The 10,743-nt window shown below is 56.9% G+C and carries 10 protein-coding genes; 7 read left to right on the top strand and 3 right to left on the bottom strand.

Going from position 1 to position 10,743, the window contains the following annotated elements; genetic code table 11:
* Positions 1-178 precede the first annotated feature (178 nt).
* Both H4684_RS14105 and H4684_RS14110 read right to left on the bottom strand, forming a co-directional pair.
* Positions 179-1,609 (bottom strand): outer membrane homotrimeric porin, encoded by a 1,431-nt coding sequence (locus H4684_RS14105; RefSeq protein WP_192624220.1) that lies wholly within the window; start codon positions 1,607-1,609, stop codon positions 179-181.
* Between the two features lie 117 nt (positions 1,610-1,726).
* Positions 1,727-3,364, bottom strand: a complete 1,638-nt coding sequence (locus H4684_RS14110) for an FG-GAP-like repeat-containing protein (protein ID WP_192624221.1) — start codon at positions 3,362-3,364, stop codon at positions 1,727-1,729.
* Between the two features lie 216 nt (positions 3,365-3,580).
* Between H4684_RS14110 and H4684_RS14115 the strand changes: the two genes are divergently transcribed.
* From H4684_RS14115 to H4684_RS14145, 7 genes are all read left to right on the top strand, one after another.
* Positions 3,581-4,069: a tetratricopeptide repeat protein gene (locus H4684_RS14115; protein WP_192624222.1), complete on the top strand. Its 489-nt coding sequence runs from the start codon at positions 3,581-3,583 to the stop codon at positions 4,067-4,069.
* A gap of 473 nt (positions 4,070-4,542) precedes the next feature.
* Positions 4,543-4,974, top strand: coding sequence for a response regulator (locus H4684_RS14120; RefSeq protein ID WP_192624223.1), 432 nt, complete (start codon positions 4,543-4,545; stop codon positions 4,972-4,974).
* Positions 4,975-4,996: 22 nt separating this feature from the next.
* Positions 4,997-5,392 carry a response regulator gene (locus H4684_RS14125; RefSeq protein WP_192624224.1) on the top strand — a complete coding sequence of 132 codons (396 nt, stop codon included), beginning with the start codon at positions 4,997-4,999 and terminating at the stop codon, positions 5,390-5,392.
* 61 nt (positions 5,393-5,453) lie between these two features.
* Positions 5,454-6,731 (top strand): sulfite exporter TauE/SafE family protein, encoded by a 1,278-nt coding sequence (locus H4684_RS14130; protein ID WP_192624225.1) that lies wholly within the window; start codon positions 5,454-5,456, stop codon positions 6,729-6,731.
* A gap of 4 nt (positions 6,732-6,735) precedes the next feature.
* Positions 6,736-7,437: a hypothetical protein gene (locus tag H4684_RS14135; RefSeq protein WP_192624226.1), complete on the top strand. Its 702-nt coding sequence runs from the start codon at positions 6,736-6,738 to the stop codon at positions 7,435-7,437.
* 138 nt (positions 7,438-7,575) lie between these two features.
* Positions 7,576-9,090, top strand: coding sequence for a PAS domain-containing sensor histidine kinase (locus H4684_RS14140; protein WP_192624227.1), 1,515 nt, complete (start codon positions 7,576-7,578; stop codon positions 9,088-9,090).
* A gap of 12 nt (positions 9,091-9,102) precedes the next feature.
* Positions 9,103-10,437, top strand: a complete 1,335-nt coding sequence (locus tag H4684_RS14145) for a sigma-54-dependent transcriptional regulator (RefSeq protein WP_192624228.1) — start codon at positions 9,103-9,105, stop codon at positions 10,435-10,437.
* A 7-nt stretch (positions 10,438-10,444) separates the two neighbouring features.
* Here H4684_RS14145 and H4684_RS14150 read toward each other — a convergent pair.
* A partial coding sequence (locus tag H4684_RS14150; protein WP_192624229.1) for a hypothetical protein occupies positions 10,445-10,743 on the bottom strand: 299 nt, incomplete at its 5' end.

Below are 10,743 nucleotides of genomic sequence, written 5' to 3' on the forward strand. Positions count from 1 at the left end.
GGGAGTCGCTTTGCGCAACACAAAAAGTCTATGCCCCGAACCCCCCAAAAGTCAATTCCTTCATCAGGCGTGAAGTGCCGCCCGTGCAGTTCACCACTGATGAAGGCCTTCTGTAAATAAAAAAGGGCCGGAGTTTTGCGTCTCCGGCCCAAAGTGGCGTCAGGTGTGAAAACCCGAATTAGAACTTGTAAGAGAAGCCGACGGTGGCGAAGTAGGAAGCGTCGAGGTCGTCGTCGTTAGCATCTTCATACAGCTCGCTGGTGCCCTTGAAATAGCCCAGTTCGTTGATGGCAGCGAGGTTTTCATAAATCATGTACTTGTTGACAAAGTACAATTCCCAAGCGCTGTCTTCTTTGGTGAAGAGATTGTTGTAAGTGTCACCGGTTTCATCAAAAGCTTTGGAATCATCGCCGGTACCCCGAGCGTAAGCAATGACTAACTTGTGGGTCAGCTTTTCAACGAAGGTTATGTCGTCAAGAACCAAGCCAACAGTCCACAGGCCGGTTCCATCGCTGCCAACACCCAGGGCATCGGTTGCAAAGGAATCATAAGTGGTGCTGAAAGCGCGCACTCCGCCGATGTAGGGAGTCAGGCCCCAACCTTCAGCCAGAGTAGGCAGGTTGTTGTCTTTGTCTGCATCTTCATCTGCGCCAGTTGCGTAAGTGGTGAACAAGGTGGCGGTCAGCATGTCCATCTTGTAAGAAGCAGCCAGAGCTGCGTACCAGCCTTTGCTGGTGTAGTCGTCATTTTCTGCTTCGGCATCAAGTTCGCCATAGATCAAGTCGGCAGCAAAAGTCAACGGATCAAACATGGTCAGTTCGGCATTGGCACCGAGAACCCATACAGTCGCGTCATCAGTCCAGCCGGGCTTGGTGGTTTCAGAAACGGAAACTTTGACACCGTCGATCTCGTAAGAACCAGAATCAACCTCATTGCCATATCCGGAATTCTGGCCGATCCATGCATACCCAAAGTAGGGCGTTACACTGAATCCGTCCAAGGTGATGGGAGCGGCCAAGAAGGCCATGTCGATATCGTCCTTGTCAGAGAATGCAGCGTCATTCCAATCCGTTCCATTAAAGCTGCTGGAAACAGAGGAAGTATTGTAGTTTTTGTCGACACCGCGGGTGTAACCAACAGTCAGGCCAAACATGTCATTGATGGGAGCGCTCACAACCAGAGCGGCTGCGTCGTCTTCAAAGACAGGGTTACCGAAAACGCTAGGCAGGGCAACATACTGCAGACCGGCTTTGACGTTGATGGCGGTATCCGGGAAGTTGAAGTCTATGTAAGCGTGCTTGACTTCGATATTGCCTTTGCCGTCGGTGCCCCAATCAGCAGCAGTGCCGTCGCCCCAAACGTTGTCAATTTCCAGGCCCAAAACGGCCTTCAGGTTCTCGTTGGCAACATAGGTGAAGTAGGTGCGCATGCGCTGGGTGGTCATGTAGTTGTCACCATCCGCAACATCGGAATCGTGATCCATCAGGTTGGCTGACCACATTCCGTAAACATCCAAGTTTCCTTTCACCTTCAGTTCGGTGGCGGAAACCGTGGTGGCTACGCCGAACAGCATGGCTGCCAGCAGAGCTACGAGTGCAAAACGTTTCATGTTCTTTCTCCTTTTGCATTAAAAAAAAATCATCTGACGCCTGGAGAGTGACTACGATAGCTTCTGTCCAAAAAGCAAGCCTTTTTTGAGCCTTTTGGGCTAAAAGTATAATTTTTTTTACTGTACAGTTTTTTGGTCTTCCGCCCCGGTCTGGGAAAGATCAAGTGGATAGGCCACAACCATTGTCTTTTTCCGGGACGTGCCGGCCATGCCTGTATGCGTATTGATATTGACTACCAGATCCAGCAACCCGTCGTTGTCAAAATCGGTCAGGGCGTAGTCCGAAACCGTACCCTTGATGCGAGCCGTCTTCCACTGCAGGCTCATGCCTACTCCATCCCAGTAAAGGGCGTGGATTTCACCCTGGGGGTAGTCGCGGTAATTGGAAAAGAACTGCGCCGAAACTGAAATATTGCGGCTGATGATCATCTCGAAGCGGTTGTCTTTATCAAGGTTGGTCGGAATGGCGCGCAGCGGGATGTAGACCATGTCCTGAGGGGCTTGTTTGCCATCGGGAGCCTTTAAACCTAATGCGGCAGAATGGTATTCTATGCCCAGATTGGAGCCAGCGTAGGTTTCATCCGTCACGGTCAGCAATGCCCCGGAGGAGCTGAAGACGCGCATGCGGTCGTAATCATCAATCATAATGATCTGGTAGTCGCTTTCATGGGGGAGGAACGTCACGTTGAAAACATTTCCGCCCATGGGCAGGCTGATTGCCGGACCCAGTTCGTATTTGCCCACGGTTTTGATCATCTGATGGATTGTGCTCTCCATATATTTGATCTTGCCGACACCTTGCCCAACAAGGGTAGGAGTGAAAGCCGGGGGCATGTTCAAGACGCCAAGAAAATAGGGGATGAAGTCTTGCTGAATGGAGAATTTGTTATTTTCGAACTCAACGATGAGCGACTTTGGATCTTTGCCTATGGCTGCGGCGATGACAAGTTCCACGCGGCCGTCGCGGTTCAGATCTATGCTATTAAGACGGACATAATTGCGGCCGTTGGGCAGATTCATCTCTGCGACTTGCCGCATCTGACCTTCGGCAACCTTGTATGCGATGATTGAAGAGGATGTCATCAGGAACACTTCATTCTGTCCATCCCCGTCCCCATCACACACCACCATCCCGCGCGAAGCGAACGGCAGGGTCTGGCTGCGCCAGCGGCCCATGGAGGTGTCGGCGTCTTCGTACTTGAGGGACGGGTTGGCGTAGGCCGTGCCTGCCTTGGTTTCGTTGACGATGAGGGCTTCGTTCATGGGGGTGACCACGGGCTGGGCCTTGGCCACGGCCGTTTCGGGCTTGCCGAAGACCTGGGTGTTGATGTCCTGGGCGACCGTTTCGAGGGTCGGGATGACCTTGCTCAGCTGCGTCTGCGTGGGGCGGGGCTGGTTTGTGCCCGTGGGGTCCACGGTGTTGACGTCCAGGCTGCATTCCTGACCCATGACGGTCAGCGATCCCCAGACCAGATAGTCGACGCCCAGCGCCTGGCGGATCTTTTCGGCCGCGCCGGAATCCGCGGGCAGTTTGGTCACGGTCTTTTTGACTGTCCCTGCATCAAGGGGAGTGAAATTTTCGGGCCAGGTCAGGCGTGTGGTCAGCATGCTCTGAATGCCCTGGCTCAAATATTGATACTCCTGCGGTCCATGCACCCCAAAGGGCAGCACCGCGAAGGTCTTGGCCTCCTGGGCCAGGGCCGGGGCGGCGCAAAGAAGCAGGACGGCGAGGTTGATGAGAAGTCTCTTGAACATTGTCTCCTCCGGGAATACAGATTTCGGACTTTGTCGGTTGAATGGCTAACAATAAAGTGGTTCTTCATGGTAAGGAATCCGGGGAATGTCAACAACTGCGGTGGATGCGACGGGTTGGGTTCGGCGTCATTCCCGCGCACGTTTGCCCGGCATGGGTAGGCGGGAATCCATGATTTTGTTTTTCATCGCATCTTAACAATAACAATAGAGGTATCCATGATCTCAAGACGCGATCTTCTCTTCGGCATGGCCCGGCGCCTGCGCGAATCGGGCGGGGACAAACCCGTTTCCGGCATCGGCGCGGACATTGGCGCCGCCGATGCAGCCTATGTGCGCAAGGACTTTGGCGTCGCCCGAGACCTGTATAAGGAAGTGCTCAAGGAGAACCGCGCCCACAAGGAGGCCAGGATCAGGCAGGGCATGTGCCATTACCATCTGGGCGAATACGTGCAGGCCAAGGATCATCTGCTCATGGTCTGCAAGCAGCATCCCGGTGAATACCTGGCCTGTCTGTATCTGGGTCTGGCCTATGCCCGGCGCGAACAGCTGGAAAAGTGCATGGAGGTCTGGAAGGGCTTCGTGGACCGCGACCACATCGCCGTCATGCGGGAAATCAACGTGCATCGAGCCCTTTTTGAGACCGGTGAACCCTTGACCGGAGTGGACGTGGCCGAGGCCGTGGAAAAGGCGCTGTCGCAAGCGTAGCGCTTTCATCCTGCCCCTTTTTTGCCCTGAGCCCGTTTTTTTTTTCGGCTGGTCCGGCAAGAACTTTTTTGTGGGTGGGAGATGCTTTTTTGCGTGTCCAAGGTTTTTGCTCTAAAGACCGGGGCAAAACGCCCCGCCCGTCCCTTTCTTTTGATATTTCATCCATGATTCTAGATGATTTGCTTGTCGGATTTCCCGCTTGGGGCGAAATGTCCCTGCGGGGCGAAACGCCCCGGTTTTGGGCGAAAAATCGCTTTGTGGCCGGTTCCGGCCCTCTTCATTGATGGATTCTCCCGTAGCCTGTTTTTACAGCACTCCATAAAATCAGTCAGTTGCAAAGATTGTTCGGGTCCGGTCTCGTCTGGTCAAAGACAAAAGCCGACGCGTGTTGGCATACGCGTTGCTTTGTGGGTATTGAACCAGAAGGAGGCTTGCTTGCCGATCAGGCGTACAGGCCCGTCAAGGAGGACTGAGTGACCGACGCCAATATCTTGCTTGTCGACGACGATGCGCAGTTCATCGAAATCATGAAGAAACGCCTGACCATGCGGCGCATGGAAGTGTTTCACGCAAGCAGCGGCGAAGAGGCCATGCAGAAGCTTGCGATGCACGGCGAAATCGAGGTTGTAATCCTTGACGTGAAGCTGCCCGGGCGCAGCGGCATCGAGATGCTGCAGCTCATCAAGCAGCAATTTCCTCTGGTGGAAGTGATCATGCTGACCGGGCACGCCACCGTGGAATCGGCCATCGACGGCATGAGGCTGGGGGCTTCGGATTATCTGATGAAGCCCTGCGCCATTGATGTGCTGGTTGAAAAGGTCAGGGAAGCGGTGGAGAAGAAGCGCAGGCATGAAGAAAAGATAGTCGACGCACGGGTCCGGGAGATCGCCAGTCGCCGAACGTAGCGGCGATCAAAATGGAGCGCTCATGGCTGATAGCATCCTTCTTGTCGACGATGAGACGCAGTTTCTGGTCACCATGGCCAAACGTCTGCGCAAAAGAGGGTTTTTCGTCCGGGAAGCCGGCAGCGGCCAGGAAGGTTTGCGAGCGCTGGAGATGGAACCCGCCGATGTGGTGGTCCTTGATGTCGGCATGCCGGACATGGACGGCATCCAGGTTCTGCGGGCGATCAAATTGCGTTTTCCGCAGGTGCAGGTGCTCATGCTGACAGGGCACGCCGACATGGAGGTCGCCATTTCGGGCATGGCCATGGGCGCGTTCGACTATCTGATGAAGCCGGTGGAACTTGATGTCCTGGTCGGCAAAATCCGGGAGGCCAGTTCCCGGAGCAGGAAAGCGGGTGAGAGGCGCGGGTTGGATTAAGCCACCTGCACAGGGGAACATGGTCCTGTATACACAAGATTACGAGGAGGCGGTAACGCGTATGGGATTCTTTAAAGATTGGGGATCATTCATGGTGGAGGGCTCACGGTCCTTTGCCCGGTGGGAAGTGGAAAACGCCCGGATCATCCTGGGTGACAAGAAGCGGATCTGGCTGCTCTGCCTCATGCTCATCCCTGCATTGCTTGGCGGATGGGCCTATGCCGATGAAATCGGCCAGGCCTTGCCGACAGTGATCGGAGGCAAGGAAGCCTACAGTCCGTCCTTTTACAGCCTTTATATTTTCTTCGTGTCGATTTTCGTCGGCGTGGGCGCGGGCCTCATTTCGGGCTGTATCGGCGCGGGCGGCGGCTTCATCATCGCACCGGCGCTCATGAGCGCGGGCGTCAAGGGCATTCTGGCCGTCGGCACGGACCTCTTTCACATCTTCGCCAAGGCCATCATGGGCAGCGTCCTGCATCGCAAGATGGGCAACGTGTCCGTACCCCTGGCCTTCGTTTTTCTGATCGGCGCCATCATCGGCACGACCGTGGGCGCGGGCATCAACCGTGCGCTCTACAATGTGAACCCGGTTTTGAGCGACGCCTTCATCACCACCGTGTACACGGTCATGCTCGGTTTCCTGGGCTTTTACGGCATGTACGACTACTTCAGCGCCAAGAAGGCCGGCCATTCCGGCGGCGCGCATGATACCAGCGAAGGCGCCGGAATGACCGGCATCGCCAAGAAACTGCAGTCCGTGAACCTGCCGCCCATGGTCTCCTTCGACCAGGGTCTCATCCCCGGCGGGCGCAAGATCTCCTGGATCTTCCTGGTTCTGTCCGGCATCCTGGTCGGCATGGCCGCGGGCATCATGGGCGTCGGCGGCGGCTTCCTGACCTTCCCGATCTTTGTCTACATCCTGGGTGTCTCCTCGCTCACCACCGTCGGCACGGACATCTTCCAGATCGTGTTCACGGCCGGTTACGGCGCCATCACCCAGTACGCCATCTACGGCTTCATATTCTACACCCTGGCCATGGGCATGCTGCTCGGTTCCCTGATCGGCATCCAGGTCGGCGCGCTGGTGACCAAGGTCGTGCCCGGTATCACCATCCGCGGCTTCTTCGCTCTTTCGGTCATGGCCGGTTTCGTGAACCGGTTCTTCGCACTGCCCAAAAAGATGGTCGCCATGGGCTATCTGCCCGAGTCGCTGGCAGGTTTCACCAAGGGCATGGACACGGTGGGCATGTACCTGTTCTTCATCGTCATTGCCCTGTTCGGCATCTGGGTATTCGGGGCATTTTTCAAGAATATCAAGACTCTGAAGTATGAGGACTGATGCTATGATTCATAACAAAAAGGAATTCACCGGGGGAATTGTCCTGATCGTGGCCTTCTTCGTAGTCCTTATCGCGATGTTCCAGCCCATTTTCGACGGGCACAACGCCATGGGATATCTGGACAATCTGTATAACTCCATCTCCAAGGGTTCGGCCTACTATGTGGACAACCTGAAGGAAGAGGCCAAGACCGTGTCCGGCTATCAGGTCAACGTGACCATGAAGATGGAAAACGAGACGCAGGCCGCCGACAGCGTCGCACTGATCACCGCCACCGGAGCAACGGCGACGGCTGAAGGAAAGGACCTGACCATAGCCGGCGATTATTTCGCCATCCTGAGCGCCATCCTTGATGATGCGGACCGCATGTATCACAACGACGGCGCGGCGCTCAAGGCCAAGTATCCGGCGTTCCAGTCCAAGGATGATCGCCAGGCGCTCTACAACTGGAGCACGATCCTGGCCGGTTTCGACAAGGAACTGAAGGAACAGAAGGCGTTCGCCGAAGCCAAGGTGGCCTTCAACATCAATTCCAAGGTCGTGGAGACCGCCTACAACTACTACAGCGTGGTGCCCGAGCAGATCAGGGACAAGGCCGGGATCGTCATCTTCTCCCTGGTTTTCTACGTCGTCTACACCATGTGGTACGGCTTCGGCATCCTCTTCATCTTCGAAGGCTGGGGCCTGAAGATCAGCGGTCATTGATCGTAAATCCATCGCAGGGCCTGGCCCTGCAAGAGAACCATCACCGTCGGCGTGGCCTCTCCTGGAGGCCGCGCCGAAATTTTTGGGCCGGGGGAATGTCCTTTGCCAGGTGGCGCGGCTCAAGGTACGGGAGAGCAAATGAATCTTTCCGAATATTACAATACCGTCATGGAACTCAGCCACGGCATCGTCATCACCCTGGACGAGGACGGGCGGATCATCCATGGAAATTCGCGCTTCGAGGCGCTTTCCGGCTACGAGATCGGCGATATCGCAGGTCTGGACTGGTTTGAGCTTTGCGTCGATGCCAAGCGGGTGGACTCCTCCCGGGCGATTTTCGCCGGGATTGTCGAGGCTGGGACCCTGGCGTTCATGAAAGGCTCGCTCATGGCCAGGGATGGCCGCAAGATTTATATCGACTGGAACATGAAGCCCCTGTTCGATTCCCGGCACAGTCTGGTCAGCGTCCTCTGCGTCGGCCAGGACGTTACGGCCCATGTGCTGCGTCAGCATGAACTGCTGTACGAACATGGGCGGCTGGTGGCCCTGAACAAGGAGCTGTCCTGCCTGCATGCCATGAACCGCATTGTCTCGAACATGGACAGCGAGCTGCCGGACATTCTGCGCGAGATATTGGCCATCATCCCTCCCTCGTTCCAGTACCCCCAGTCCACCGGCGTGCGCCTGCTGCTCGACGGCGAGGTGATCATCAGCGGAAAGTTCACGCCCGACGCCTCGTGTCGCCTGGAGCAGGACGTGCTCGTGCAGAAGGTAAAGCGCGGACACCTGAGTGTCAGCCTGTCGGGGAGCGCCGAGGATGGGACCAAGTTCGCCTTTCTGCCCACGGAGTCCGAACTGCTCGGGGCCCTGGCCAAGCATGTGGGCTGGATCATCGCCAAGCGCGAGGCCCTGTCGACCAAAAGGAACCTCGAACGACAGCTGCAGCATGCAGACCGGCTGGCCAAGATCGGCCAGTTCGCGGCTGGCGTGGCGCATGAACTGAACGAGCCCCTGGCCAACATCCTGGGTTTTGCGCAGCTGGCCGAACAGACTCCGGGCCTTCCGGCGCAGGTCATGAAGGATCTGGACAACATCATAAAAGCGGCCCTGCACAGCCGCGAGGTGATCAAGAAGCTGATGATCTTCGGCCGCCAGGTACCGCTGCGGAAAACCCTGATCGATTTGAATCAGATCATCCGCGATTCCCTGTATTTCATCGAGATGAGCGCGTCCCGAGGCAAGGTCGAGGTGCGCATGAACCTGGCCGAAGGATTGCCGACGATCATGGCCGACCCGCAGCATTTGAAGCAGGTCATCGTCAATCTGGTGGTCAACGGCATCCACGCCATGCCGGGGGGAGGGGTCTTGACCATAGAAACCCTGTCGTTCAAGGATGACGTCTATCTTCTGGTCAGCGACATCGGAGTGGGCATGACCCCGGAAGTCATGCGCCAGATTTTCAATCCGTTCTTCACCACCAAGGACGTGGACCAGGGAACGGGCCTCGGCCTTGCGGTGGTGCATGGAATTGTTCATGCGCACGGAGGGATCATCGAAGTTGAAAGCGAACCGGGCCGGGGCACGCGTTTCGAGATCACTTTTCCATGCAGCCGGAGCGTGCGCGAAACCAATTCGGCCATCGACGACAAATAAGGACGAAAGAGCATGCAGGACAAGGGTACGACAATTCTGGCCGTGGATGACAGCCCCGCCACCCTCGAAGTCATTTCGCGCAACCTGACCGGGGCGGGGTATGTGGTGCATACCTGTGGCAGCGTCGAGGAAGCCGGAGCCTTTCTGGACGAGACGCCCGTGGACCTGATCATCACCGATTACAAGATGCCCCGGGCCAACGGGTTGGAACTCATCAAGTATGTGCGGGACAATTTCAAGGACACCGAGATCATGATGATCACCGGCTATCCCTCGATCAGCGGAGCCGTGGAGGCCATGCGCGACGGGGCCGGGGAATACCTGGCCAAGCCTTTCACCGGCGAGGAGCTTCTGGCCGTGGTTCGGCGCATTCTTGAAAAACAGGCCAGAAGACGCGCCGCCCATGCCGACGACCAGGAGCTCAGCGCTTTTGGGATCATCGGCAACTGTCCGGAGATGCAGGCCGTTTACGGGCTTATCCGCAAGGCCGCGCAGACGAGCGCCAATGTGTTCATTTCCGGAGAGTCGGGCACGGGCAAGGAGCTGGTGGCCCGCGCCGTGCACTACAACAGCGATCGCAGGGCCTCTGCCTTCGTGCCGGTCAACTGTTCGGCCATTCCCGACACCCTGCTTGAGAGCGAGCTTTTCGGCCACGTCAAGGGAGCCTTCACCGGGGCCAAGGACAGTCGGGCCGGTTTTTTCGAGATCGCCAACGGCGGGACCATCTTTCTGGACGAAATCGGAGACGCCAGCCCCAATCTGCAGGCCAAGCTGTTGCGGGTCATGCAGAGCAAGGAGTTCTGCATGGTCGGGTCGTCACGCACCCGCACCGTGGACACCCGCATCATCGCGGCCACGCACAAGGATTTGAAGCGGCTGGTGGCGCAGGGCCTTTTCCGGGAGGATCTCTTTTACCGCATCCACGTCGTGGAGATCCGCCTGCCGTCCCTGGCCGAACGCGGGGACGACATCCTCATGCTGGCCAATCATTTCCTGCGCAAATTCGCGGCGGACATGAATCGCGAGACTCCGCGCATGACCGACGAAGCTCTGGACGCCCTGGCGCAGTATGCCTGGCCCGGCAATGTCCGGGAGCTTGAGAACCTGTTGCAGCGCCTGGTCATCGTCGGAGACGGGCCGGTCATCGACATTACCGATCTGCCTGAATCCATGCGCTTTTCCATCACTCGCGGCCGCCACGGGGACAAGACCCTGGCCGAGGTCGAAACGGACCACATCCGCGCGGTCCTGGCCCGAACCGGCGACAACAAGACCCGCGCCGCCGAGATTCTGGGCATCGATCGCAAGACGCTCAGGGAGAAGTTGAAGCGCTTGGGATTGGGGTGATTTTTTTTCATTGACCGGGATGTTGAAAATGAAAATGGCGGGACGCAGGGAATAAAAACCGCTGCAAAGTGCCGTCATCCCCTTGAAGAAGGGGATCCACGTCTTTTTTTGAAGGCATCTCATGGTGGTCGCGGACCGGGTTGGCCGGGAATTTCAGATACCCAGGTTGTTGAAAATGGCGGGACGCAGGGAATAAAAACCGCTGCAAAGTGCCGTCATCCCCTTGAAGAAGGGGATCCATGTCTTTTTTTGAAGGCACCTCAGTGCGGTCGCGGACCGGGTCGGGGCGGGCAAGGGCCGCCGAAA

Source organism: Desulfomicrobium macestii (genome assembly GCF_014873765.1).
GTDB lineage: Bacteria > Desulfobacterota > Desulfovibrionia > Desulfovibrionales > Desulfomicrobiaceae > Desulfomicrobium > Desulfomicrobium macestii.